25 protein-coding genes are annotated in these 25054 nt (G+C 44.3%); 11 read left to right on the plus strand and 14 right to left on the minus strand.

Going from position 1 to position 25054, the window contains the following annotated elements:
• Nucleotides 1-22: 22 nt before the first annotated feature.
• Nucleotides 23-1144 carry a PilT/PilU family type 4a pilus ATPase gene (locus tag FTV48_RS09300; protein ID WP_005096052.1) on the plus strand — a complete coding sequence of 374 codons (1122 nt, stop codon included), beginning with the start codon at nucleotides 23-25 and terminating at the stop codon, nucleotides 1142-1144.
• Between the two features lie 66 nt (nucleotides 1145-1210).
• Here FTV48_RS09300 and fur read toward each other — a convergent pair whose 3' ends face one another.
• On the minus strand, nucleotides 1211-1648 hold the full coding sequence (gene fur, locus FTV48_RS09305) for a ferric iron uptake transcriptional regulator (RefSeq protein ID WP_005096051.1): 438 nt from the start codon (nucleotides 1646-1648) through the stop codon (nucleotides 1211-1213).
• A 112-nt stretch (nucleotides 1649-1760) separates the two neighbouring features.
• Between fur and FTV48_RS09310 the strand changes: the two genes are divergently transcribed.
• Nucleotides 1761-2159 (plus strand): outer membrane protein assembly factor BamE, encoded by a 399-nt coding sequence (locus FTV48_RS09310; protein WP_004279275.1) that lies wholly within the window; start codon nucleotides 1761-1763, stop codon nucleotides 2157-2159.
• A gap of 100 nt (nucleotides 2160-2259) precedes the next feature.
• Here the strand turns inward: FTV48_RS09310 and FTV48_RS09315 are convergent, their stop codons facing one another.
• From FTV48_RS09315 to FTV48_RS09355, 9 genes are all read right to left on the minus strand, one after another.
• Entirely contained in the window at nucleotides 2260-2592 is a 333-nt protein-coding gene (locus tag FTV48_RS09315; protein ID WP_005096050.1) for an RnfH family protein, read from the minus strand.
• Complete coding sequence (locus tag FTV48_RS09320; protein WP_180000111.1) at nucleotides 2592-3671, minus strand: hypothetical protein; 1080 nt, start codon at nucleotides 3669-3671, stop codon at nucleotides 2592-2594. The genes FTV48_RS09315 and FTV48_RS09320 overlap by 1 nt, the downstream gene beginning before the upstream one ends.
• Before the next feature lie 143 nt (nucleotides 3672-3814).
• Nucleotides 3815-4270 (minus strand): bacteriohemerythrin, encoded by a 456-nt coding sequence (locus tag FTV48_RS09325; RefSeq protein WP_005096048.1) that lies wholly within the window; start codon nucleotides 4268-4270, stop codon nucleotides 3815-3817.
• A gap of 281 nt (nucleotides 4271-4551) precedes the next feature.
• Nucleotides 4552-5400, minus strand: coding sequence for a class II glutamine amidotransferase (locus FTV48_RS09330; protein WP_159138473.1), 849 nt, complete (start codon nucleotides 5398-5400; stop codon nucleotides 4552-4554).
• A 132-nt stretch (nucleotides 5401-5532) separates the two neighbouring features.
• Entirely contained in the window at nucleotides 5533-6441 is a 909-nt protein-coding gene (gene argB, locus FTV48_RS09335; protein ID WP_005096046.1) for an acetylglutamate kinase, read from the minus strand.
• 10 nt (nucleotides 6442-6451) lie between these two features.
• Complete coding sequence (locus FTV48_RS09340; protein ID WP_074384136.1) at nucleotides 6452-7870, minus strand: phosphomannomutase/phosphoglucomutase; 1419 nt, start codon at nucleotides 7868-7870, stop codon at nucleotides 6452-6454.
• Between the two features lie 380 nt (nucleotides 7871-8250).
• Nucleotides 8251-8703, minus strand: a complete 453-nt coding sequence (gene dut / locus FTV48_RS09345) for a dUTP diphosphatase (RefSeq protein ID WP_005172331.1) — start codon at nucleotides 8701-8703, stop codon at nucleotides 8251-8253.
• 47 nt (nucleotides 8704-8750) lie between these two features.
• A complete protein-coding gene (locus tag FTV48_RS09350; RefSeq protein WP_005096042.1) occupies nucleotides 8751-10790 on the minus strand; it encodes a UvrD-helicase domain-containing protein in 2040 nt (679 codons plus the stop codon).
• Between the two features lie 136 nt (nucleotides 10791-10926).
• The gene (locus FTV48_RS09355; protein ID WP_005096041.1) at nucleotides 10927-11580 is read right to left on the minus strand and encodes an OmpA family protein; all 654 of its coding nucleotides are present in this window, start codon (nucleotides 11578-11580) and stop codon (nucleotides 10927-10929) included.
• A 253-nt stretch (nucleotides 11581-11833) separates the two neighbouring features.
• On the opposite strand from FTV48_RS09355, the gene FTV48_RS09360 reads away from it, so the two are divergent.
• The 6 genes from FTV48_RS09360 to FTV48_RS09385 all read left to right on the plus strand — a co-directional run bounded on the left by FTV48_RS09360 (nucleotide 11834) and on the right by FTV48_RS09385 (nucleotide 16598).
• A complete protein-coding gene (locus tag FTV48_RS09360) occupies nucleotides 11834-12760 on the plus strand; it encodes an acyltransferase (RefSeq protein ID WP_005172334.1) in 927 nt (308 codons plus the stop codon).
• 18 nt (nucleotides 12761-12778) lie between these two features.
• The gene (locus FTV48_RS09365; protein ID WP_180000113.1) at nucleotides 12779-13843 is read left to right on the plus strand and encodes a preprotein translocase subunit SecA; all 1065 of its coding nucleotides are present in this window, start codon (nucleotides 12779-12781) and stop codon (nucleotides 13841-13843) included.
• Nucleotides 13844-14002: 159 nt separating this feature from the next.
• Complete coding sequence (gene minC / locus FTV48_RS09370) at nucleotides 14003-14713, plus strand: septum site-determining protein MinC (RefSeq protein WP_005096035.1); 711 nt, start codon at nucleotides 14003-14005, stop codon at nucleotides 14711-14713.
• A 66-nt stretch (nucleotides 14714-14779) separates the two neighbouring features.
• Nucleotides 14780-15592 carry a septum site-determining protein MinD gene (minD, locus tag FTV48_RS09375; RefSeq protein ID WP_180000114.1) on the plus strand — a complete coding sequence of 271 codons (813 nt, stop codon included), beginning with the start codon at nucleotides 14780-14782 and terminating at the stop codon, nucleotides 15590-15592.
• 2 nt (nucleotides 15593-15594) lie between these two features.
• Entirely contained in the window at nucleotides 15595-15867 is a 273-nt protein-coding gene (gene minE, locus FTV48_RS09380; protein ID WP_005096032.1) for a cell division topological specificity factor MinE, read from the plus strand.
• 443 nt (nucleotides 15868-16310) lie between these two features.
• On the plus strand, nucleotides 16311-16598 hold the full coding sequence (locus tag FTV48_RS09385) for a PA4642 family protein (protein WP_005096030.1): 288 nt from the start codon (nucleotides 16311-16313) through the stop codon (nucleotides 16596-16598).
• Between the two features lie 64 nt (nucleotides 16599-16662).
• On the opposite strand, the gene FTV48_RS09390 is transcribed toward FTV48_RS09385, so the two are convergent.
• A complete protein-coding gene (locus tag FTV48_RS09390; RefSeq protein ID WP_180000116.1) occupies nucleotides 16663-19716 on the minus strand; it encodes a DNA translocase FtsK in 3054 nt (1017 codons plus the stop codon).
• A gap of 250 nt (nucleotides 19717-19966) precedes the next feature.
• On the opposite strand from FTV48_RS09390, the gene trxB reads away from it, so the two are divergent.
• The 3 genes from trxB (at nucleotide 19967) to FTV48_RS09405 (ending at nucleotide 22590) form a co-directional block, all read left to right on the plus strand.
• A complete protein-coding gene (trxB, locus tag FTV48_RS09395) occupies nucleotides 19967-20929 on the plus strand; it encodes a thioredoxin-disulfide reductase (RefSeq protein ID WP_005172342.1) in 963 nt (320 codons plus the stop codon).
• Nucleotides 20930-21021: 92 nt separating this feature from the next.
• Complete coding sequence (gene aat / locus FTV48_RS09400) at nucleotides 21022-21753, plus strand: leucyl/phenylalanyl-tRNA--protein transferase (protein ID WP_180000118.1); 732 nt, start codon at nucleotides 21022-21024, stop codon at nucleotides 21751-21753.
• A 21-nt stretch (nucleotides 21754-21774) separates the two neighbouring features.
• A complete protein-coding gene (locus FTV48_RS09405; protein ID WP_005096022.1) occupies nucleotides 21775-22590 on the plus strand; it encodes an arginyltransferase in 816 nt (271 codons plus the stop codon).
• A gap of 12 nt (nucleotides 22591-22602) precedes the next feature.
• Here the strand turns inward: FTV48_RS09405 and rimI are convergent, their stop codons facing one another.
• From rimI to FTV48_RS09420, 3 genes are all read right to left on the minus strand, one after another.
• The gene (gene rimI / locus FTV48_RS09410) at nucleotides 22603-23061 is read right to left on the minus strand and encodes a ribosomal protein S18-alanine N-acetyltransferase (RefSeq protein ID WP_180000119.1); all 459 of its coding nucleotides are present in this window, start codon (nucleotides 23059-23061) and stop codon (nucleotides 22603-22605) included.
• 102 nt (nucleotides 23062-23163) lie between these two features.
• Nucleotides 23164-24048 (minus strand): metal-dependent hydrolase, encoded by an 885-nt coding sequence (locus FTV48_RS09415; protein WP_180000121.1) that lies wholly within the window; start codon nucleotides 24046-24048, stop codon nucleotides 23164-23166.
• A gap of 197 nt (nucleotides 24049-24245) precedes the next feature.
• Nucleotides 24246-25054: elongation factor Tu (locus FTV48_RS09420; RefSeq protein ID WP_180000122.1), on the minus strand; the 809-nt coding region annotated here is incomplete at its 5' end.

Here is a 25054-nt window from a genome sequence, read left to right on the forward strand (position 1 = left end):
AATTGTATTGGGGTTTTTATACATGGATTTTAACGGCTTACTCGATTATATGGTGGAGAAAAAAGCATCGGATCTGTTCATTACAGCCGATGTCGAACCTTCAATCAAGATTAACGGGCAGATTTTACCGATTGGTTCGATAAAATTACCCGGCGCGGCAGTAGGACAACTGCTCCATTCCATCATGAGCGACAAGCAGCGTAAAGAATTTGCAGACACGCGTGAATGTAACTTCGCCATCAGCACACCGGACAAAAGTGCCCGCTTCCGTGTCAGTGCTTTTCAGCAGCGTGATCAACCGGGTATGGTTTTGCGTCGGATTGAAACCGTGATTCCGACCATGGATGAACTCAAATTACCGCCGATTCTAAAAGAACTGGCGATGACCAAACGCGGCATCATTATTTTTGTCGGGGCAACCGGTACCGGTAAATCAACCTCACTGGCCTCGCTGGTCGGTTATCGCAATGAAAATTCCAAAGGTCATATCATTACCATTGAAGATCCGATTGAATTCATTCACCAGCATAAAGGCTGTATCATTACCCAGCGTGAAGTCGGGATTGATACCGATTCCTTTGAAATTGCCCTGAAAAATACCTTACGTCAGGCGCCGGACGTGATTCTGATTGGTGAGATTCGTTCGCGTGAAACCATGGATTATGCGATTGCCTTTGCCGAAACTGGTCATCTGGTCTTTGCGACCCTGCATGCCAACAACGCCAACCAGGCCATTGACCGGATCATTCATTTCTTTGAAGCAGACCGGCATAACCAGCTGTTCATGGACTTGTCACTGAACATGAAAGCCATTGTGGCACAGCAACTGATCCCAACCATCGATGGCAATGGTCGTCGTGCCGCGATTGAGATTCTGATTAACTCCCCCCTGATTGCTGACCTGATCCGTAAAGGTGATGTGCATGAGATCAAGGACCTGATGAAGCGTTCCCGTGAACTGGGCATGCAAACCTTCGACCAGGCACTGTATGACCTGTATAAGGCCAAGCAGATCAGCTATAAAGATGCGCTGAAACATGCGGATTCACCCAATGACTTACGTCTGCAAATCAAACTGGCAGAAGAAGGCGGCAGTCATTTATTACGTGCACATTCCAATATCACCTTTGATGGCCAGTCCTGATCAGATTGAGCACATAAAAAAACAGGCTTCAAGAAGCCTGTTTTTTTGTTTCAACCGGAGTGCAAATTATTTTTTACGAAACACTTCCTGACAGGCCGGCGCATCGCAGTAGCCATACAGATTCAGAGAGTGACCGGTTAATTCAAAACCAAATTTTTCAGCAACATCATGCTGCTCTTTTTCAATCGTATCATTGATGAATTCAACGACTTTGCTGCAATTCAAACAGACCAGGTGATCGTGGTGATCTTCCTGCATGATCTCGAAAACGGAATGATTGTTTTCAAAATTATGACGCTCAATAATACCCGCGGCTTCAAACTGTGTTAACACACGATACACAGTTGCTAAACCTACATCTTCACCCTGATCGAGTAAAGTCTTGTAAATATCTTCCGCACTTAAATGATGTTGTCTTGAATTTTCTAGTAATTCTAATATTTTAATTCGTGGAAGGGTAACTTTCAGTCCAGCTTTTCGTAAATCTTGGTTTGAAATAGTCATGTAAAAAGGTCTCTCAACAAAATCAAAGTTGGAATATGCAACAAACTTTAGATGCAGTATGATCTATCCTTGGATCAAATGCATCATAATTAATTTGGGATAGTTTAGCAAAATGCAAAAAATCATGTTGACGTTATTCGTCACTTCCTTGCTCGTCGGCTGTTCGACATTAGGTGTTTATAAAGTAGATATTCCACAAGGAACCCCTTTAACCCAAGCTCAAGCCGCTAAAATTCAAGTGGGAATGAGTCATCAACAGGTGCGTTTCTTACTGGGCAGTCCAACGGTAAGCGATCCGCTGAATCCTTTACGCTGGGACTACATCTATAACTATACCCCAGGAACCTACGCTAAAAAAGCCAAGATCCCGGCAGCCCAAGGCCAGCATTTGAAAATTTACTTTAACCAGTCTGGTATCGTGGAACGTGTTGAAGGTCTGGAAACCATTCCAGAATCTCAACCCGGCTTACCAGGTTCAAAAGAAGCAATTTTAAATGCGCCTCCACTATAGTCGCTTTCTCATGAAAAAGCCCCTGAATCATCAGGGGCTTTTTTGATTAAGTCGATTGATTGAGCAGATCATTGAAACTAATGCTCATTCAAGCCGCTTTCTATTCGGAAGATGGTTTCAGCTTTCTTAAAAGATTGCCTCTGGCATAACGACCCACCGGATTTTTCTCGGCACGTTTACGTCGGATATCTTTAGGATTGATAGTCAGTGCTCGGTAAATTTCGACTCGATCACCTGCTGCCAGTGGCTGCTGATGATCTTGCAAGCGTACACCGAAGATACCCAAAGACAAAGGTTCAGGTAGGGTAACCTGCTCTACTATGCCACTTTGCTGAATGGCATCCAATGCTGTCATGCCGGGCTGAAATGGTACAGCCAGATGAAACTGTTGCTCCGGAGTCGCGTAGGCCACCCAGATCAGTGCATTATTCATCAGAACAGTTGTCCTAGAACAGCGACCATCGCCACGATAATCGAAACAGGCAATACCACACGGACAGCAATACGCCACAGGTTATAGAACCCTTCAGAGCTAAAATTCATTGATTTACGTAAATGGCTGATCTTCATGATCCAGCCCGCAAAGAGCGCGTAAATCAAACAAATCAATAAGCCCCAAAGTAGTAAGACTACGTTGAACATTGGTGTCACATTTGGAATGGCCCAGATCAGGGTGACCACAGCCATAATCGCCCATTGAATCGCAGGGTGAAGCTGACGTTGCTGTAACTGCTCTCGTGCCATCAGCAGGATGAATGCTGCAGTCGCTACAATCGCTGCTACCAATGTAAATGCAGGGATTTGTGCTTGTACAGCAAAGAAGGCAAATGCAATCACAGCAAGCAATTGTGCGATCCAGATCGGCAAGACCGTCTTGCTGGCGACATCCTGCTGTTGTACCGTGCTCAGGCTAGACTGCCAGTACAGGCCCATGCCCAGACCACTTGCAACCAGTGCCAATACGGTGGCATTACCCCATTCCGAGAATTCAACTGGCGTGACTTGCCATGCAGGTAGCGCAGTTCCCATCACATTTGCCAAGATCAGAGATGCCAGTACACCAATCGCCGTAATGACTAACAAAATTTGACGCGGCAGCAGTGACAAGACCAGAGCAGCAATTACCAGACCTATAAACAAAAGATTCGGTGCAAGATCAAGTGCAGCAAGCGCCAGAACATTGCTGGCATTGTTCAGCATGGCACCGGCCAGAAAAGGAATAAAGATCACACTGAGCCAGCCGACTATACGCCATTTTTGTGAGGCATCTGCTTCACGGGTCAGCGTTGACAGTGCCTGTAATGCCGTTGTTTTAGAGCGCTTGGCCAAAGCAATTTCCAAGTAGCAGATGGGAAGCGCCAGAATCAGCATAGTGGCTAACCAGAGCATCCAGAAATCCAGCTGACGATCAATCTGTATACCCGTTATCGGTGCGAGCGTCGCGATGATAATAAACGATAAACAGAAAGCCATCAGCGGTGATAACCATTTTGACATAGCATTGTCCTGCATGATGCATTCCTATAAAAATCTAGCGCTATTTTGCCTTGTGAAGCGGTGAAAATCAAAAACAAAAAGCAAACCACCATGACAGTGATTTGCTGCGCAAAATTTATTATTAAATTGTAATTCTTGTTATCTCGTTACGTCTTTTATTATGAGAAGAAACGAGCGAACCAGTTTTTACCTTTTTTCTGTTCTTTTTCTTTGATAATGCCCATCATATTTTCTTTCACTGCGCCGACATAATCAGCGTCATCGTGCTGAATATGGTTGATTAACCATTTAGATAATACTTCATGCAGTTCTGATTCAATCGACTGCCCCAGTTCAAAACGATCACGATAAGACTCGATTTTCTTGATAAACAGGTCATGTACACGTTTATGTGGAACTCGGTATTTATAACCCGCTTCTTCCTGAAGAGATTCTTCAAAAGTAAAATGCGACTGGGTATAATCGATAATATTTTCGAGGATCTGTTTAATACGGGCACGGTCGGTATTTACATTGATCTCATCAATTTCATTGATATAATCGAGAATTCGTTTGTGCTGATCGTCAATCACATCGATACCAGTATTATAGTCTGGAACCCATTTCATTTTCATTACGACCACCTATAAATATTAAGGACTTATCACATAAAAATCATCATATAACGTATTGATTTGAATAAAAATGAAGTAAATTAGTCGGCTTTCGGCTTAATTTAAGAGAAACCTTGCAATTAACTGTTTTCATTAGGAATATATTTTAAACCCGAGTATAAGAATCAGATATTTTTTAATCAATCTACTATTTCTAATAATATGGTTTCTCTTTAATTTAAATAAAAAAGATATTAAAAAATAGGAATTAAATCCCATCTTTAAAATAAAAAAATCTATTTTTAATATAAATCTGCTTTGGTCACACGTTTTAAGGACGGATCTAGACGTTCCCGTTCCAACCGATCTACCCGAGTCAGTTGCGAACGGAACTTGGTACCCTCTTTAAACAGAATCATTTCACCCGGCTGAAAAGCGGTCCATTCCTCATTTTGTGTCAATGGCTCGGTGGTAATAACCGCAACCCTGTCCTTAGGCGTAGTGACCTGACTAAAGTCCACCTCGACATCAATATCAATCAGCTGTGCCGGTCTAAACGGGTATTCACGCACCAGCCAGTGCAATTTGGTAATGGCATAGCTAAACAGCGCCTGCCCATTGGAAAGACAGAAATTAAAAGTGCCGTGTTCTGCAATCGTAGGTGAAACCTCAGCAAGTAGTTCAAAGACCTGATCCAGACTCGGTTCATCATAACCAAAGCGTTTGACCAGCTGATCGAGCAAATAGCAAAAAGCGCGCTCACTATCAGTATTGCCGACTGGGGTAAAACGGCCACTCAGCACCGGAAAATACTCATGCAAATCGCCATTATGGGCAAAAATCCACTGCCGGCCCCACAGTTCGCGGCTAAATGGATGCGAATTTTCCAGATTGATTTTGCCTTGGGTAGCTTTACGGATATGCGCAATCACATTACGGGATTTGATCGGATAGTTACGCACCAGCTCGGCAATCGGAGATTCAACCGCAGACTGGTTATCGACAAATAGGCGACAGGCTTTATCCTCAAAAAAAGCAATCCCAAAACCGTCGGCATGATCCGAGGTAATTCCAGCCCGCTGGGAAAACCCACGAAATGAAAAGGTAATATCCGTCGGGGTGGCACAATTCATTCCGAGCAGTTGGCACATGGTCTGGTTTCAGCTTTCTATTTTCTTAGATGCTTATTGTGCATGACTACCCGAGTCATTTCAAATAGCTATCAGTTATAAATAGAGATAAAAAAGAGCCTCAATTGAGGCTCTTTTCCGCAAAAAAACAACTTATGGACGAGGTGGATGGGCACGGTTGGTAATCAGTGTACCAACGCCATGATCGGTAAAAATTTCCAATAAGCTGGCATGTGGCACACGACCATCTACAATATGCGCGCTCACTACGCCACCTTTGACCGCATCCAGTGCACAGCCGACTTTAGGAATCATGCCACCATAGATCACACCTGTTTCAATCAGACGGTCAACTTCCTGAGTGCTTAAACCCGTCAGCAGGTTTTTATTTTCATCCAGAACACCTGTAATATTGGTCAGCAGAATCAGCTTCTCTGCACCTAGGGCTTCTGCGACTTTACCTGCCACCAAGTCTGCATTGATGTTATAGGTATTGCCTTCTTCATCCACACCCAGCGGTGCAATCACGGGAATGAAATCGCTGTTGGTGAACATTTCCAGCACATCGGTTTTTACGCCAACGACTTCACCGACCAGACCCAAATCAATTTGCTGAACCGAACCATCTTCAGCCACTTTTTCCATCAGCAGTTTTTGTGCACGAATCAGGTTGCCGTCTTTACCGGTCAAGCCAATGGCACGACCACCATGCTGGTTGATCAGGTTCACAATCGATTTATTGACACTACCGCCAAGTACCATTTCCACGACTTCCATCGTGGCAGGATCAGTCACGCGCATCCCGTCGATACGGTCTGATTCACGGCCCAACTGTTTCAGCATGGAATCGACTTGTGGCCCCCCACCATGCACCACAATCGGATTAATACCAACCGTTTTTAATAATACGATATCACGTGCAAATGAACTTTCCAGCTCAGGATCGGTCATCGCATTACCGCCGTATTTTACTACCAGGGTTTTACCCGCAAAGCGTTGAATATACGGCAAAGCTTCTGTCAAAATCTGTGCTTTGTCGATGCCTGTTTGTTGATTTGGCATTCGCCTCTCCTTATTGAGCATCTAAAATATCTTGAGCGATCTGTGGATAACGGTCACGCAACATGGCTACAAACAGCTGACGAATTTCATTCAGGCCCTGAGCATCATTGGCATCAAAGCGCACTGTGAAATACTCACCTGTATTGGATGCTCGAATGATGCCAAAACCATCCTCAAAATCAAGACGTATCCCATCAATTTTACTGATTTGCGCACGAATTCTTTCAGATTGCTGTTCAACAAAGTCTAAAAGTTCAACCGGATGCACATGATGCGTTGCAATATAAAGATCTTCGGTCCCATGCCGTTTCGGATAAGCCGCTAAAGCTTGTGCAAGACTTTGACCAGTTTGATCCAGATATTCCATGACTCTGAGCGCTGCATAGAGTCCATCATCATAGCCCCAGCCACGGCCATCATTAAAGACATAATGCCCGGCATATTCTCCACCAAAAATCGCCTGCTGCTGAGATTGTGCCAGATAAGTTCTCAGAAATGAGCTTCCGGTACGAATCATCACCGGCTCACCGCCCAAACGTTGCACGGTGTCTCGCACCAGGGTTGAACATTTGACATCATAAACAAACTTGCGTGGTGCTGAGTCAGTGAGGCAAATTTCGGCAAACAGGCACAGTAACTGATCCGCCGTGATAATCTGGCCCTGTGCATCAATCAAGACCACGCGATCGCCATCGCCATCCAGGGCAATGCCCAGATCAGCCTGCTGTTGCATGATGCTTTGGCGTAAAGTCTCCAGATGTTTGTCTTGCGAAGGATCTGGTGCATGGTCTGGAAAATGCCCATTGGCATCACAACGCAAAGCCATCACCGCACAACCCATTTTTTGAAGCACCAGATTGGCACAGCGCCCGGCTGAACCATTCAGACCATCCAGAACCACTTTAAATGAGCGCTTCAACTGGATATCTTTTAATATACCATGCTGATATTTTAGACAAAATTCTGGAATAACTTGATGAGTCTGTTCGTCTAGGCAAAGCTGCTGATTGCTATAATGTGGTTTGGCCAGATGAGCCACCTGCTGGATCATCTCTGGGCAAGGCGGCTCACCAGAGACAATCCATTTAATACCATTATCTTCTTTGGGATTGTGACTGGCCGTGACCATGATGCCATTGCCATCAAATTGCCGTGCGGTGAAATACAGCATCGGACTGGAACAACAACCGACAATGGTGGCTTCAATCGAATAAGCTTGAAAAATACGGCGAATGGTTTCTGCAAAAGCCGGACTGCTAAGCCGTGCATCATAGCCAATTGCGACACGTGTCTGTCGCGCAGCCTGATATTGCTGTGCTAAACCGTGAGCAATTGCATCGATAATCCCAGCACCCAGTACACTGACTTTACCGCGTATGTCATAGGCTCGAAAAATGTGCATAGGGAATAGATGATTCATAGATCCCATAAAACTGTTCTTTTCACTAAATATAAGGAGATATAAAATGACTTATTTCATCATCATGACTTTAAACATTTGTTTTTGTTTTAAGACCCGCTACTTTTAAACCATTTCAATGTAACAATCAATTATAAAAATATTACCGTTAACTGAATAATCAGAAAATTTCTGTGATGAAATAGTCCTTATTTAATTATATTTATTTTTAATTTCCCCGGCTAAAATTAAAATAAAGATATAAATTTCAATTTTGAATAACTCTATTTATATAGAAAATAAATTTTTATTTTTAACTCCATTTTAAGCGTCACATTATGTTTAGGATTTACTTTGTTGTATTTAAGAAATGACCTACATCCATTCATTGTTTGCAGGTCATCTTCTCTTTAGTTTTTACCGGTATGGCCAAAGCCACCAGCACCACGCTCAGTGGCTTCAAATTCACTGACCAGATCAAATTCAGCTTGTACTACCGGCACCAGCACATATTGCGCCAAACGTTCACCCGGCTCCAGACTGAAAGCAGTCTGACTCCGGTTCCAGACCGATACCATCAATTCACCCTGATAATCTGAATCGATAAGACCTACCAGATTACCCAGCACAATCCCGTGCTTATGACCTAAACCTGAACGTGGCAAGATCAGACCTGCAAAAGCAGGATCTTCGATATAAATCGCCAAGCCTGTTTTCACTAAAACGGTTTGACCCGGTTCAATCACTGTCGTTTCATGGACGCAGGCACGCAAGTCCAATCCTGCTGAACCTGTGGTGGCATAAGTCGGTAATGGCCATTCCTGACCGAGACGCGAGTCAAGGACTTTCACCTGAACTTTCATGTGTTCATTCCTGTTGTTGCATTTAAAATATGTATAAGCGTTGAACTTTATCGTTTGATAAGATTGCGCAAATTATCCAGATAATGCTGCGCCTGTAATTTCGGATCGATATTACCGGCCAGCTTTTTCTTGCGACCTAACCATTCCAGTTCATCTTCTGGTAATTCATCCAGAAAACGGCTTGGAGTCATTTGCTTCATCTGTCCGCCGGCCTTGCGCTGTTCGGCCAAGGTAATGGTCAGACCCTGACGTGCACGGGTAATCCCGACATACATCAGGCGACGTTCCTCTTCAACCGTCTCTGCAGCAATCGAGTTTTTATGCGGCAGAATTTCTTCTTCCAGCCCAATCAGATAGACATATGGGAACTCAAGCCCCTTAGAAGCATGTAAGGTTAACAAGTTGACTTTGTCAGTATCTTCTTCTTCCTGTTGCTGCTCCAGCATATCCAGCAGCACCATTTTACGAATCACGCTTTCAATATTTTTTTCATCGACATCTTCAGCGCGGTTAATCAGGCTTTGGATGCTGCTGTAAAGCACTTCAATATTGTCGAGCTTGGTTTTTTCCTGTGCCGGCGTGGCTGCAGTTTCCTTGATGTAATCGATATAACCTGCTTCAATCATCATCTGACGGATGATCGGTACCGGTTCATCATCATCAAGTAAATTGCGGGTAAAGCCCTCAATGAAGTCGGCAAACTCTGCCAACTGTGTGGTGGCCTTTTTCGGAATCGCCATGGTCAAACGCTGATCCGCTGCCGCAGCCAGCAGTGACAGGTTATTTTCCTGAGCAAAGAGACCCAGTTTTTCCAGTGTCACCGGCCCAATGGCACGTTTTGGCGTATTGATAATCCGTAGGAAAGCGCTGTCATCTTCAGGGTTAATGATCAGGCGTAAATAACTCATCATGTCCTTGATTTCGGCACGCGCGAAGAAAGATTGACCGCCAGACAATTTATACGGAATCTGCATCTGACGGAGATGGGTTTCTAAAATACGCGCCTGAAAATTGCCGCGGTATAATACCGCATAATCTTTCCAGCTTTTCCCATTCATCAATTTATGCGTGATCAGGTCTTTGACCACGCGTTCTGCTTCATCATCATCATTACGGCAAGTAATCACCCGGATCACTTCACCATGGCCTTTGTCTGACCAGAGTTTTTTATCAAAAATATGCGGGTTATTGCCAATCACGGTGTTGGCTGCTTTAAGAATACGACTGGTCGAACGATAGTTCTGTTCCAGTTTAATCACTTTTAAATTCGGGAAATCTTGTTGCAGCAAGGCCATATTTTCCGGTTTGGCGCCACGCCAAGCATAGATGGACTGGTCATCGTCGCCTACGGCGGTGAACTGCCCCATTACGCCAACCAGCAATTTCACCAGAATATACTGTGCAGTGTTGGTGTCCTGATATTCATCGACCAGCAAATAACGCACCCGGTTTTGCCATTTATCCCGTACTTCGGCATTTTCCTGTAGCAGACGTGTCGGCATCACGATCAGGTCATCAAAATCTACGGCATTATAGGCACGCAGATTACGTTCATAAAGCTGATATAAATGCGCAAACTGGACATCTTCGGCAGTTTCACAAGTGGTATGCGCCTGCTCGGGTGGAATCAGATCATTTTTCCAGTCCGAGATCATTTTCATGGCTTTGGCAATCAGTTCTTTGCTTTCTGCACCGGATAAATTGTCACGATGCATCAAATCCATCAGAATACGTTTGCAGTCGTCAGCATCCAGAATCGAAAAATTATTTTTAAGGGGGGTATGTTTCAGCTCCAGACGCAGCATATTCAGGCCAAAGGTATGGAAAGTCGAAACTGAAACGCCTTTACTTTCTTCACGGGTTAACAATTTGCTGACACGCTCTTTCATCTCACGTGCCGCTTTGTTGGTAAAGGTCATTGCAGTAATACGATGCGCAGGAATCCCGCAATGCTTGACAAGATATGCGATTTTTCGCGTGATCACTGAAGTCTTGCCTGAACCCGCTCCTGCAAGTACTAACAAGGGTCCTTGAGTGTATTTCATGGCTTCAAGTTGCTTGTCATTTAACTGACTGGCGAGTGACATATGGCTTCCTCTTCTAGATTCGGCTCCGATTATAGTCATCTCTGCCTCAGTTGCCTAATTTAAAATACGATTAATCAGGTCAATGTTCAGATATAAAAAAACCACCCGAAGGTGGTTTTTTATATGCGTTTAAAGATTATTGAACAGCATATACCGCGATTTCTACACGACGGTTTTGTTCTTTACCCGCCGCAGTTGTATTGTCTGCGATCGGGTTGGCTGAACCTAAACCTTGAGCATTAATACGTGTACGTGAAACACCTTGACCTGATAAATAAGTTGCTACAGAGTTAGCACGTGCTTGAGACAACGGGATGTTGATTGAGTCATTACCGGTACTGTCTGTATAGCCAGTGACCAAAATACCGCTGTTGTTATCTTCGGTTAATACTTGAGCCACTTTATTCAAAGTGCCATAGAAGTTTGGTTTGATGTTCGATTTGTTGGTATCAAATGTAATGCTACCTGGCATTACAAGGTTAATCGAACCATCTGCATTACGGTTAACATCTACGCCAGTTCCGGCTGTTGCTTGACGTAATTTTTTCTCTTTGTTATCAAGATAAACACCTGCTGCACCACCAACAACAGCACCAATCGCTGCTGCACGGTTGTTTTGACGGCTGGTATTCGCATTACTCTTAGAAACACCGTAACCTGCTGCAGCACCAATTAAAGTACCTAAAGCAGCTTTATCATATTCCACACCACCGAGGTTATTACCAGTTGATTGACAACCTGTAAGTGCTACGGCCCCTGCTACAGCTGCTGAAATTACTAGTGCACGCATCGCATGACTCCTTATTGTATGCTTTGTTGTATAAGCGAAATAATGATTTAAATTGAACGGGATAACCATTGAATTTTTGTTAATAATAAATCGTTTCGCAATATTTTGTAATGTTTATATGTAACTAAAACAATGGACTTCATCACAATATCTTCATAGTTAGGCCTTTAGGCTTTTTTATTTGCCTCACTCTCATTATATTATTCAAAATATGAAAAAATTTAAGCGATTAATCTCTGGGGACTGTTTTGATATGTCATCGAATAGCAATAAACAAGCAACTTTAAAAAAACTTACACGTGGCTTGGCTGTCACCTCAGTGATGACAGGCAGTACTTTTTTTCATGGCCCTCCGGTTCTGGCGCTGGGTTTTACCAAGTTTTTTAAAAAATCTGCAAAAGTTGATGAAACCAATATCAAGATTACCAACAGCTGGTTAGGCGTCAATAACTGGCTGATTGACAATGTGCTCAACAATACCGAATGGCAAATAACAGTAGATGAATCACTTGATTTAAATATGCAGGGCCGTTATTTGATGACCTGTAATCATCAAAGCTGGGTCGATACCACCGTCAATCAGTACTTCGGCTTGACCCGTATGCCGCTGACGCGTTTTTTTACAAAATGGGAACTTATTTTTATTCCTTTTGTCGGTCAAGCCTTTAAAATCTTAGGTTTTCCGATGATGAAACGGCATAGCAAGGAACAGATTGCTAAAAATCCTGCGCTAAAATACCGCGATATGGAAGAAGCACGTAAATCCTGTGAGCAGCTGATCAGTCAGCCCTTTACCCTGTTAAATTATCTGGAAGGCACGCGTTTTACCCAAGACAAACATGATCAGCAGCAGTCTCCTTACAAATACTTACTTAAACCTAAGGCCGGTGGTCTGGCTTTGGCGCTGAGTATTCTCGGCGATAAAATTGATGCGCTGGTCGATATGACCATCGTTTATCCGGACGGTATTCCGGGTTATGGTGAATTTTGGTTAGGTGAAGTGCCACGAATTGCGGTAAATTTAAGAAAAATTGAGATTCCTGACTGGGTACTCGGCGGCAATTATGAAGATGATGCTGAATACCGTGCACGTTTCCAGAAATGGATTGATCAAATCTGGACTGAAAAAGATCAACTAATAGCGCAAATGCAGCAGAACTTTGACCAAAGCGCTGTCTGATTTTTTGCCTGAGTAACTATGAAGAACGACAACCCCGACATCACCTCTAGCTCATTTAAGTTTATTCGTAAAGGCACCTGGGGCTGGAAAGTTGCACTGATTTACGACATTTTTATGATGGTCTTAATCATCATTAATCTATTTTGTCTCAGTGCCAATGCCATTTTAATGAGCGATTTTGGTCAATGGTTGTTTGACTTCATTCGTTTACCGGAAATCTTGCAGTTTTATAAAAGTGATTTACGCCCTTGGGTCGTCATTACTGAGGGCTGGTTTACCACCTTCCTGATCTGTGAATTACTGGCACGTTGGGGCATTGCCATTGTTCAGCGCCATCATCGGCGCTGGTGGTTTTTTCCATTCGTACATTGGTATGAAATTCTCTCCATTATTCCACAACTGCGCTTTCTGCGTCTGTTACGTGCGGTCGCGATTGGCTATAACTTGCATAGTCACGGTTATAAAGTCATTCCCGAGCGCTGGTATCGTCAAGGCAATTTTTATTACAACATGCTCATGGAGGAGCTTTCCAGCCGTGTGGTGCTGACTGTACTGGACGGTATTAAGCGTGAACTCAGCACCAGTACATCACATAAAAAATTGATTGATGATTTGGTAGAACATCATCGTAAATTACTGGCAGTTGCCTTGGCAGACATCTTGCAGGAATCTTTGGGTAAAGAGTTGCAGGCACAACGTTCCATGATTGCTAAAAATGTCGGGCAAGTAGTCAATCAAGCCATTGAAGACACCCCGGAACTGACCCAGTTATTGCGATTAATTCCACTTGTCGGTAGCCGGATTGAACAACAAATTCAAAGTATTGGCCAACGTCTAGGGGAAAATATCACCCAAGGTCTGATTGATCCCTTTACTCATACCGGCCAAAAAGAAAATCCGACTTTTACCCTAATTTCAGATAAAATCAGCCAGATTCAGATTGAACATAATCCACATATTGATAAGTTGGTCGAATCGGCTGTTTTTGAAACACTTGAAGCGATCCAAAAACAGGTGAAAATCAAACAGTGGCAACAGATTTTAGAAGAACATGAGCAAAATCAGCGCTCAATAGATAGATAACATTTAAAGTGCAGAATCAGATAAAATCATCCGGTTCTGTTGGCATAAAAAAATAACTGAGATCGCTAGAGAATTACGCCAATTTGTTCTAGGATTTGCACTATTTACAACATTGCTTCGACATAAAACCAGCAAGTCAGAAGTATTTAAGGAAGAATTATGGCTGATATACGGATAAAAGGCAGAATGGTCAATGCAATACGCATTAGCTTAGATACCAATGATCATGATGCCATCCGCCAGCAACTTAGCCCAAAATTACAAGCTGCATTCCCATCTGGCACTTTGGCCGTCATTGAAAGTTCAGTTGAACAGGAACTGATTGCCCTGATTCAGCTGTTAATCGACTTAGATGTACAGCCAATGGCCGTGACTGAGGGTTTACTGGGTGATCAGGCGCGTTCCATTCAGTTCCCGGTTCTGCCACCCGATCGCCAGTTAGAAGAAGTGAAAGCCACGAAAGAACAGGTGGTAGAAGTTAAGCCAGAAGCAGCGACAAGTGATGATCAGGCAGCTGCTGCCCCGATCGTTGCGCATGTGACCTCATATCATGATGAAATTCTGCGGACGGGCCAATGTATTGTGCAGCATAATGGCGACATTATTATCAATGCCGGCATCAACAGTGGTTCAGAACTGATTGCTTCAGGCAATATCCATGTGTATGGCAGCGCACGTGGTCGTGTCATTGCAGGTGTCGGGGGGAATACGGCAGCTCGTATTTTCTGTCACAGCCTTGAAGCAGAACTGATCTCGATTGCGGGAACCTATTGCGTAGCGGATGATATTCCCCCGCATGTCGTTAAGAAATCAGTGCATATTTACTTGAATGATCAACAAGAGCTTGTATTTGAAGCTCTACAATTTTAATGTATAAATAAATACCAAAAACCCCATTTTAAACAGGGGATTTGAACCATAACAGGAGTGGATTCGGTGGCGAAAATTGTTGTCGTAACGTCAGGCAAAGGTGGTGTAGGTAAAACTACAACAAGTGCATCTTTTGCAACAGGTTTAGCCCTACGCGGTCACAAAACTGTTGTGATCGATTTCGATGTAGGTTTACGTAACCTTGATTTGATTATGGGCTGTGAACGCCGTGTAGTTTATGATTTTGTGAATGTTTTAAATAACGAAGCACGATTACAGCAAGCACTGATTCGCGATAAAGATATTGAAAATTTATATATTTTACCTGCATCACAAACACGTGATAAAGATGCCTTAACAGATGAAGGTGTTGCTCGTGTAATGGATGAACTTTCGCAGGAATTTGATTACATTATCTGTGATTCACCTGCCGGTATTGAACGTGGTGCTATTTTGGCCATGTACCATGCTGATGAAGCCATCATTGTCACCAATCCTGAGATTTCATCAGTACGTGACTCTGACCGTATCATTGGCATGCTTGACAGTAAAACTAAAAAAGTAGAACAAAACGAAGGTCGCATTCGTAAGCATCTGTGTATTACCCGTTTCAACCCGGAACGTGCCGATAAACAGGAAATGCTGACGATTGACGATATTTCTAAAGATATTTTACGTGTACCGACCTTGGGCGTTATTCTTGAGTGTCCAAGTGTTTTACAGGCATCGAACGAAGGTAAGCCGGTGATTCTTTTTACTGAGGCTGCAGCAGGTCAGGCTTATGATGACCTCGTGGCACGTTTCCTTGGCGAAGAACGTCCTTACCGTCATATCGAGGTAAAACCTAAGGGCTGGTTAGCACGACTATTTGGAGCGTAGACATGGCAGGATTCTGGAGTAAACTTTTTAGTGGCGAGGATAAACCATCAAGCGCACGGACTGCTAAAGACCGTTTGAAGGTTATCGTTGCTTCCGAACAAGGCTTGGGTCGTCGCTTGAGCCAGGACAAAATTGATCAGATGAAGACAGAAATCATGCAAGTGGTCAATCGCTATGTACGTGGTGTCGATGAGCAGCATATTCAAATGTCGGTACGTTCTGAAGCCAATATTGAAATGCTTGAGATGAATATCAATTTACCTGAAGAACGATAATCTGATTTTTGATTGGTCAAGCAAATTGATTCAAGGCAAAATATGAGGCCGGATTAGTAAAGCACGGCTTTACCCGGCCGCAAGACGAGAAGCTAGGCTTCGAGTGGGCTGGTCGTAAATACTGCTTTACCCAGCCGCAAGACGAGAAGCTAAGCTTCGAGTGGGCTGGTCGTAAATACTGCTTTACCCGGCCGCAAGACGAGAAGCTATGCTTCGAGTGGGCTGGTCGTAAATACTGCTTTACCCGGCCGCAAGTCGAGAAGCTAGGCTTTGAGTGGACTGGATCAGTAAATTAAAGCACGGCTTTTAAGGATTTACTCAATCCCAAGACTAGAAACAATGTTTCTAGTCGACAGAGTCAGCTCAAAAGACACTGTCTCTTGCTCATACAAATTTTGCCTTTTTTCATGCCGAAAAAACTACATTAGATTAAGGAAATTGCGATGGCATTATCTCAACCAGCGACCTTTAACGAAGAATGGTCAGATGAGCGTGTATTTGCCTACCTGAATCAGCTTCCTCCTGCAGGTGTAAATGCTGACTTTCATGTGCTTTATCATGCTTTCAAGCATATGCGTCCATTTGATTATGAACGCCTGTTGACGAAATTTGTCGCTGATGGCCGTGATGTCAATGCAACCAATCCTGAAGGACAACGCATTCATGACGTGATTGCCACCTTCCCGCGTCAAAGTGCCGAGTTCTTGGCAGTATTGGCGAAGTTTGCCTGATTTTAGCTACCGTATTAAAAAAGCCTGCAATTGCAGGCTTTTTTATGGTTCAGCATAGAGAAACTTAAACTAGAATCTCGCGTTTACCATTAGCCCCCATGCCACTGACAATACCATTCTCTTCCATCTGGTCAATGATCCGCGCAGCACGGTTATACCCCAGACTAAATTTACGCTGTAGCGAAGACGTTGAAGCCTTACGGGTTTCGAGTACAAATGCTACGCACTGATCATACAGTGCATCTCGATCTGGGCCACTCTCTCCACCCTCTTCAAAACCGCGATTTGATGGTTCCTCATCATACGGCGTCAGGATTTCATCGACATAATTGGGCGCACCACGTTCACGCCATGCATCACAAATCCGGTTCACTTCATCATCGGCAATAAAGGCACCATGCACACGCTCAGGCTCAATTTTACCAGGCCCCAAGAAGAGCATATCACCATGACCGAGCAAGTCTTCTGCACCGCCTGCATCCAGAATAGTACGTGAGTCAATTTTTGAGTTGACACGCAGTGCTACACGGGTCGGAATATTGGCTTTGATTAAACCGGTGATCACATCCACCGATGGACGCTGAGTGGCAAGCAGCAAGTGAATACCGGCCGCACGGGATTTTTGTGCCAGACGCGTAATCATTTCTTCAGCTTTTTTACCGACCTGCATGATCATGTCAGCAAATTCATCCGCGACAATCACAATCGAAGGCAACGGCGTTAAACGCGGTGCACGCTCACCCACCACTGAATCGCTGGCCTTCCAGGTTGGATCGATCAGGTCTTCACCATTGGCAATCGCTTCTTCGACCTTGCGGTTATAGTCACTGAGTTTACGAATTTTCAGGAAAGACATCAGTTTATAGCGACGTTCCATTTCATTGACACACCAATTTAATGCGTTGACTGCATCTTTCATATCGGTGACGACTGGCGTCAATAAATGTGGAATATCATTATAGTTGGCCAGTTCCAGCTGCTTTGGATCGATCAGAATCAAACGCAACTGTTCAGGGCTGTATTTGAGCAACATCGATAGAATCATCGAGTTGACTGCCACCGACTTACCTGAACCCGTGGTACCCGCCACCAGCATATGCGGTGCCTTGCCCAAGTCAGCAATTACCGGATTACCGGAAATATCCTTACCCATTGCCATCGAAAGAATGCTGTTCGGATCAGTGAAGGCTGGAATGGTCAGAAGCTCGATCAAACGTACCATTTCACGGCTGCTATTTGGCACTTCAATCCCGATATACGGTTTACCGGGAATCACTTCAACCACACGTACCGATGCCATCGACATCGAGCGTGCCAAATCTCGGGAAATATTAGTGACTTTAGAGGCCTTCACACCCGGCGCCAGATCCAGTTCAAAACGTGTCACCACTGGGCCCGGCTGTGCTTCAACCACCTTGGCTTTGACATTGAATTCCTGCAGCTTGATTTCAAGCAGTTCAGATAAACGCGACAATTGTTCTTCAGTGAAATTCACTTTTTTATTCGGATCGACTTCATCCAGCAGGTCCAGACCCGGAAGAGGCGATAGATCTTTACGGCGCTCAGCCACCTGCATCGCACGTGACATCGGACGGCCTGAAGCATCAGTTAAAGGTGCATCAAAATCAAACTCGTCTTCATCTTGTGGTTTGCCAGCCGTTTCTTGCCAGGCTTCTACAAATTCTTCTTTAGATAAAGCCTCGCGTACTGCGGCATGAGTTGCAGAAGAATCAGATACCGGTTGTGCTATAACTTGATGCTGAATCGGGGCCTGTACAAAAGCAGAAGATTGCGCATAGCTAGAGGCACGTATAGTTTGTTTTGGCTCATCCTCTTCAATCAGCAAATCACCCAGGTCATCCAGATCGGCTTGCAATGCACTATTTTTGACTACATGTGCTGTTGCGACAGATGCCAGAACCGGCGCCGCGCTTGTAACTTCTTCGGCAAAGCTCTGGGGTTTTGCAGCAGGCGCAGCATTAAATGGACTATGCACATCTGTCGCCGTTTTTCCTTGTGGAACGGCAGCCAGAAGTTCATCAAAGATTTCATCATCATTCCAGTCCAGCCCAGTATGCGTAGCAGGCGCTGTTCTGGCTTGAACATGTTGAGACGGCGCAGCTTGAGAAACCGCCAAGTGTGAGGCTGGAGCACTATGCTGCTCTTCTTCGGCAGCTTTAAGTAATGCATCAATATCCTGTTTATGGCGCTGATCTTCACTGGAATGTAAGGCACGCCATACTTCGCCTGTTGCCACGACGCGGTCTGGCTGTTGCGGCACTTGCGGTGCTTGCTTCAATGTCTCGACTGGCTCAGGAGCCTGCTGTACAGCCTCAGGAATATCGTCATGTAACTGTGGCTGCTGCGATTCTTTATCAGCAAAATCATCAAATAAGCGTTCAGCAACCTGATCACGCACTACCGGATCGATGTCTACCAGTTCATGCTCAGGTGCAGGGGTTACTGCGACCATTTTCTTCGCAGCATTCACTGGCTCTTTTTTAACCACAGGCGCAGTCCGGTCAAAATCGGACATACCTTCAGGGATATTGCGATAGAACAGATCCTGTAAATAAGCCGGTGTTGCTTTGAGACTGCTCCAGGTCTTGTTCCACTTCACCCCAAAGGCCAGTGTAAATAACATCACCCAAAATACCAACAGGAAGAATGCAGCACCATATACCGTCAGCAACTGTTCTAAACTCTGGCCTAATTCATAGCCAATAATACCGCCGGAAGAGTTATCCAGCGTATCGGCAGGCACTTGCCAGAATAAAAACAGCAGTGCTGACGTGGTCAATAACAGGAAGAATTGCGCAGCATAGCGGAATGGCCGGTTCAGGAAGCTACGTGGCCACCAGACCTGAACCGCTTCCATAAACAGATAGACAGGAATCAGCAGGCTTGCCCAACCGAGAAAGCCAAACAAAAGGTCTGCAATCCAGGCACCCGCAACCCCACTGGCATTCGAAACGGTCTGCGTATCACTAGAGATATGCATCCATCCCGGATCAAATGGCGTATAGGTCACTGTTGCAAGAAACAGATAAATCCCAAATGAGACTAAAAATAATGTCATTACTAAGCGCTGTGCATAGGCACTCGACACCGCTGTCATATACTGTCCTGTAACCAATTCTTCATGAATATTCTTTTGCTTCAATGCTTGAAAAAAGCGACGCAATAAAAGGCATATTATGCACCTGTTCTGTGAAAAAAGATGCACTATTGTGCAAGCACACTGTGTACTTATTATATATAGCCCAAATCGATTTCAATGATCAATAATATCGACTTTAATCTCACCCCACTGTTATACAGTTTCACGTATAATTCAATAAATTTCTAAATAAAAAAGGATACAGCTGATGAGCGCACGTCACTCACGACTGATTATTTTAGGTTCTGGCCCCGCAGGCTACAGCGCAGCAGTCTATGCAGCGCGTGCAAACCTAAAACCAACCCTCATTGCCGGTTTGCAACTGGGCGGCCAATTGACCACGACCACGGACGTGGATAACTGGCCTGGTGATCCTGAAGGCTTAACCGGTCCAGCATTGATGGAGCGTATGCAGGCGCATGCAGAGCGCTTTGGCACTGAAATCGTGTATGACCATATCAATGAAGTAGATCTAAACCAGCGCCCTTTCGTATTGAAAGGCGATATGGACGAATTTACCTGTGATGCTTTAATCATCTGTACCGGTGCAACAGCTCAATATTTAGGTCTTGAATCTGAAGCTGCCTTTATGGGTCAAGGCGTCAGCGCTTGCGCCACTTGTGATGGTTTCTTCTACAAAAACCAGAAAGTCATGGTTGTGGGTGGTGGTAACACCGCTGTTGAAGAAGCCTTATACTTATCCAATATCGCTTCGCATGTGACTCTGGTTCATCGCCGTGATTCATTACGTTCTGAAAAAATCTTGCAAGATCATTTATTTGCCAAAGAAAAAGAAGGCAAGATCAGCATTATCTGGAACCATCAGGTCGATGAAGTTTTAGGGGATGCACAATCTGGTGTGACCTCAGTACGTATCAAGTCGACCCAGGATGACTCTACTCAAAACGTCGATGTAACGGGTATGTTTGTTGCCATTGGCCATAAGCCAAACAGTTCAATGTTTGACGGTCAGTTGCAGCTGCGCGACGGTTATATTCAGGTGCAAAGTGGTACTGCGGGTAATGCAACCCAAACTTCGGTACCGGGCGTATTTGCTGCGGGCGATATTGCTGACAGCATTTACCGTCAGGCCATTACTTCTGCGGGTTCAGGCTGTATGGCTGCACTCGATGCAGAAAAATATCTTGATGCGATGGGCAAACTAGACTAAGCAGCAAGAATAAAAATGCCGTCCATTATGGGCGGCTTTTTTATTGCTAGAATTAGCTTATGATTCATCTATAGTTTTATTTCAGGTTTGCCATGCATCTACTTTCTCCCTCACAATTTATCTTCCCTGACCCGATGCAGGTTGACCCTGAAGGCGAAGGACTGATTTGTATTGGTGCTGACCTCTCCCCTTCCACACTTTTTGAAGCCTATACCCATGGCTTATTTCCCTGGTTTTCTGAGGGAGAACCTATTTGCTGGTGGAGTCCGGAACCGCGCTGCATTATTCGGCCCCATGATTATCATCCAAGTAAATCCCTGATCCGCAATATGAAAAAATGGGATTATCAAATCACGGTCAATCATGCTTTTGAAAGGGTGATTCGTTCCTGCTCATTGCCGCGTGCTTATGCAGAAGATACCTGGATCAGTGAAGATATTATCGCAGGATACTGCGACATGTTCGATGCCGGATATGGCTATAGTATTGAGATCTGGGATGAAAATCGCATTGTAGGTGGGCTTTATGGTGTAACGATTGGACAGGGTTGTTTTGGTGAGTCCATGTTTAGTACGCAGACCGATGTTTCTAAAATGGCTTTTTATACTTTAATGCTGATTGGGCAGGAAAATAAGCTGCCCTGGATTGACTGCCAGTTGGTCAATGACCATCTTTTAAGCCTCGGCGCCTGTACACTTTCTCGCCAAGACTATCTTAATTCGTTACAAGATGTTGTAAAACAGCCTGCTATCGATTGGAAAAAGTATCAAGAGGGTGTATTTTCAAGTAAAACAATAGCGCAAAACGCGCGACTCAGTGAATGAAAATAACAGAGGGTACTTGTTATGAACTCTTATCAGCCAAAGTCCCTACTGAACGATTTACAGTATTATATTACGCCGCCGCACGATTGCAGCTACTTGCCCAATAAGTCGGCACGTATGGTTTTTCTGGATCCTGCGCATCGCATTGATGTACTGACCCTGTCAGAACTGTCGCGCACCGGTTTCCGGCGCAGTGGCGATTTTGTTTATCGTCCGGAATGTCATCTGTGTCGTCAATGCTTATCTTCACGCGTACCAGTGGCTGAATTTTCCATGAACAGTTCACAAAAAAAAGCCTGGAAACGCAATCAGGATCTGCGGGTGAAAATTACCAGTCCAGAGCAGGCCGGTGATACGCATTATGCGCTGTATGAACGCTATATCAATGAACGCCACGCAGATGGTGACATGTTCCCTCCGAGTCGCGATCAGTTCGAAAAGTTTTTATTGCAAAGTTGTACGGACAGTTTCTTTTTAGAATTATGGCTGGATGATCGCTTGATCAGTGTTTCCACCTGCGACTTGCTAGATGATGGCATCTCGGCTGTATATACCTTCTTCGATCCGGATGAAAATCGCCGCTCTCTCGGTGCATTTGCAATCTTGAAGCAGATTGAACATGCGCAAAAACTTGGCTTGCAATTCATCTACCTCGGTTATTGGGTGCCACACTCCAACAAGATGAATTATAAATCTCAGTATCTGCCGCTAGAACTCTTGATTGATGGCCAATGGCGACGTTTAAACCGTGCGCTGAGTGAGCTGGAGATTCAGCACCTGGGAAACTCATTGATGACGACCTTACCCAGCGGATGGAATCACCAGATTATTAAATAAGGTCGTCAGTTTCTATTTGAACAGGCTAGCAAAGTCATCCGTACATGCCTTGACCATAATGATGGCATGTTCGCGCATTCCGTTTGAACCCGGATAATAATTTTTGCGTAAATCAATCTGATGAAAGCCTGACTTCTCATAAAGCTTGATGGCAGTAATATTAGTTTCGCGCACTTCCAGGAAAATCTGCACCGGATTATTTTTCAGCATGTCGACTGAGGCATCCAATAATTGATAACCCAAGCCCTGACCTTGCTGGGCCGGATCAATTGCCATAAGCAGTAAATTGGCTTCATCCAGCACCGGTTGTAAAATACAAAATCCCAGCACCTGCCCCTGCTGCTCGATCACAGTACTTTGATAAGCAGTCACCGCATCTTCAAACTGTTTTAAAGTCCAGGGATGTGATTGAACAGATTTTTCAATCTTTGCAACGGCTGCTACATCCGCTGCTTGCATTAAACGAATCATCTTCGTTCATCTTATATAGAATTAACTTTCGCATTATAGAAACTTCATCCAAAAAATCGAGTAAAAAAAAGAGCAATTTCAATCGCTCTTTAATTTTCAGTCCTATTCAAGTCCGAGTTTGGCTTTCCAGACTGTTAACAGGCCATGTGTATCATGATCATTTGGATGAAAGCCAGGTTTAAAGTACATTAACATTTCACGACCCATGCCCGTAATTACCCCTTTTGATGGGCTATACGCGTAGGTATATATCGATTTCAGCGATTCCAAATTCAATTGATTGTCCTGCTTGAGTAAACGTGCCAGAAAATAGCTTTGTACAACAGCTAAGGTTGCCATCGAAATGACCAAAGATGAGGTCCGTAGCGCATAGGCTTTTAAACCGTTACCAAAGACAGCTTCAAACACATCATAGGCCACCGCTTTATGTTCATTTTCTTCAATCGCATGCCACATCCACATATTTTTCATGGTTTCATCAGTCATCAGTTCCTGGATATGAGCGTTACTTAACAACTGCGTTGCGATGGTCGCGGTAAAATGTTCCAGTGCTGTGGTTGCAGTCAAATCCACCATTTTTTGGCTAATGCCAACTGGCTTCAGCAGTTTGGCCATGACTTTACGCGTGGTCTGAATCACCTGATCGGTATAATGATCCAGTGTCTCGACATCATGTCCATAGCGCTGTGCGGAGGCATTAAAACCGACATGTTCATGCGTGTGCATAGCTTCTTGACCAATAAAGGCAGAAATTTCTTTTTGCAATTCTGCATTATCTTTGATCGCTGAATGCTGACGTACGGCCCGAACGCTATCGATAAAGAACTTTTCACCTGCCGGAAACAGTGCAGATAAAGCGGTCATAAAATGCGTTAAACCGGCTGATCCATGCATCCAGTATTCCGGGACATGATCGAAATCAAAATTCATACGACGAACAGGAAAGCTTGCACCAGCACGCTCTGAAATTTTTACTTTTACGTTCATTGTAGGCTCCTTTCAAGCACAGCTGCCTGAATCTATTATTTGTTTTATTGAGCCTAGTTTTATTGATTTTTATCGTATAAATAAGTGCAGTTTAGGTCATCACACTATCAGTTAAGGACACTCATGAGTGATTGTCTGACAAAAATCCAGACAAAAAAAAACGCCTCAAAGAGGCGCTTTTTTTAAACAATCAGCGATTATGCAGTTACTTTAGCAACTACACCAGCACCCACTGTACGACCGCCTTCACGGATCGCAAAACGTAGACCTGGGTCCATTGCGATTGGGTGGATTAGCTCTACTGACATCTCAACGTTGTCACCAGGCATAACCATTTCAACGCCTTCTTTAAGCGCGATCGCACCAGTTACGTCCGTAGTACGGAAGTAGAACTGTGGACGGTAACCGTTAAGGAATGGAGTGTGACGACCACCTTCTTCTTTAGAAAGTACGTATACTTCTGCATCGAATTTAGTGTGTGGCTTGATCGCACCTGGTTTAGTCAATACTTGACCACGTTGTACGTCTTCACGCTTAGTACCACGTAGAAGAACACCACAGTTCTCGCCTGCACGACCTTCATCAAGCAATTTACGGAACATTTCAACGCCAGTAACTGTAGTTACTTGAGTATCACGGATACCAACGATTTCAACTGATTCGCCTACTTTAACGATACCAGTCTCTACACGGCCAGTTACTACTGTACCACGACCAGAGATTGAGAATACATCTTCAATTGGCATAAGGAATGGAAGGTCGATTGCACGCTCTGGCTCTGGAATGTAAGAGTCAAGTGCTTCAACCAGCGCAACAACAGCGTCTTCGCCATACTGACCAGCTTCACCGTTAAGTGCAGCAAGTGCAGAACCGCGGATCACTGGAGTGTCATCGCCCGGGAAGTCATAAGTAGAAAGAAGTTCACGAACTTCCATTTCAACCAGCTCAAGAAGCTCTTCGTCGTCTACAAGGTCGCATTTGTTCAAGAATACAACGATGTAAGGTA

It is taken from the genome of Acinetobacter sp. YH18001 (genome assembly GCF_013416975.1).
Lineage (GTDB): Bacteria > Pseudomonadota > Gammaproteobacteria > Pseudomonadales > Moraxellaceae > Acinetobacter > Acinetobacter pseudolwoffii.

Excerpts from the sequence above, each read along its gene's own strand:
- FTV48_RS09350 (WP_005096042.1), bottom strand. The coding sequence starts at position 10,790 with ATGTCACTCGCCAGTCAGTTAAATGACAAGCAACTTGAAGCCATGAAA.
- aat (WP_180000118.1), top strand. The coding sequence starts at position 21,022 with ATGCATCTACTTTCTCCCTCACAATTTATCTTCCCTGACCCGATGCAG.
- FTV48_RS09365 (WP_180000113.1), top strand. The coding sequence starts at position 12,779 with ATGAAGAACGACAACCCCGACATCACCTCTAGCTCATTTAAGTTTATT.
- FTV48_RS09415 (WP_180000121.1), bottom strand. The coding sequence starts at position 24,048 with ATGAACGTAAAAGTAAAAATTTCAGAGCGTGCTGGTGCAAGCTTTCCT.
- FTV48_RS09385 (WP_005096030.1), top strand. The coding sequence starts at position 16,311 with ATGGCATTATCTCAACCAGCGACCTTTAACGAAGAATGGTCAGATGAG.
- FTV48_RS09325 (WP_005096048.1), bottom strand. The coding sequence starts at position 4,270 with ATGAAAATGAAATGGGTTCCAGACTATAATACTGGTATCGATGTGATT.
- FTV48_RS09310 (WP_004279275.1), top strand. The coding sequence starts at position 1,761 with ATGCAAAAAATCATGTTGACGTTATTCGTCACTTCCTTGCTCGTCGGC.
- rimI (WP_180000119.1), bottom strand. The coding sequence starts at position 23,061 with ATGATTCGTTTAATGCAAGCAGCGGATGTAGCAGCCGTTGCAAAGATT.
- FTV48_RS09320 (WP_180000111.1), bottom strand. The coding sequence starts at position 3,671 with ATGCAGGACAATGCTATGTCAAAATGGTTATCACCGCTGATGGCTTTC.
- minC (WP_005096035.1), top strand. The coding sequence starts at position 14,003 with ATGGCTGATATACGGATAAAAGGCAGAATGGTCAATGCAATACGCATT.
- dut (WP_005172331.1), bottom strand. The coding sequence starts at position 8,703 with ATGAAAGTTCAGGTGAAAGTCCTTGACTCGCGTCTCGGTCAGGAATGG.
- FTV48_RS09360 (WP_005172334.1), top strand. The coding sequence starts at position 11,834 with ATGTCATCGAATAGCAATAAACAAGCAACTTTAAAAAAACTTACACGT.
- FTV48_RS09390 (WP_180000116.1), bottom strand. The coding sequence starts at position 19,716 with ATGACAGCGGTGTCGAGTGCCTATGCACAGCGCTTAGTAATGACATTA.
- FTV48_RS09405 (WP_005096022.1), top strand. The coding sequence starts at position 21,775 with ATGAACTCTTATCAGCCAAAGTCCCTACTGAACGATTTACAGTATTAT.
- FTV48_RS09330 (WP_159138473.1), bottom strand. The coding sequence starts at position 5,400 with ATGTGCCAACTGCTCGGAATGAATTGTGCCACCCCGACGGATATTACC.
- FTV48_RS09300 (WP_005096052.1), top strand. The coding sequence starts at position 23 with ATGGATTTTAACGGCTTACTCGATTATATGGTGGAGAAAAAAGCATCG.
- FTV48_RS09355 (WP_005096041.1), bottom strand. The coding sequence starts at position 11,580 with ATGCGTGCACTAGTAATTTCAGCAGCTGTAGCAGGGGCCGTAGCACTT.
- fur (WP_005096051.1), bottom strand. The coding sequence starts at position 1,648 with ATGACTATTTCAAACCAAGATTTACGAAAAGCTGGACTGAAAGTTACC.
- trxB (WP_005172342.1), top strand. The coding sequence starts at position 19,967 with ATGAGCGCACGTCACTCACGACTGATTATTTTAGGTTCTGGCCCCGCA.
- argB (WP_005096046.1), bottom strand. The coding sequence starts at position 6,441 with ATGCCAAATCAACAAACAGGCATCGACAAAGCACAGATTTTGACAGAA.
- FTV48_RS09340 (WP_074384136.1), bottom strand. The coding sequence starts at position 7,870 with ATGGGATCTATGAATCATCTATTCCCTATGCACATTTTTCGAGCCTAT.
- FTV48_RS09315 (WP_005096050.1), bottom strand. The coding sequence starts at position 2,592 with ATGAATAATGCACTGATCTGGGTGGCCTACGCGACTCCGGAGCAACAG.
- minE (WP_005096032.1), top strand. The coding sequence starts at position 15,595 with ATGGCAGGATTCTGGAGTAAACTTTTTAGTGGCGAGGATAAACCATCA.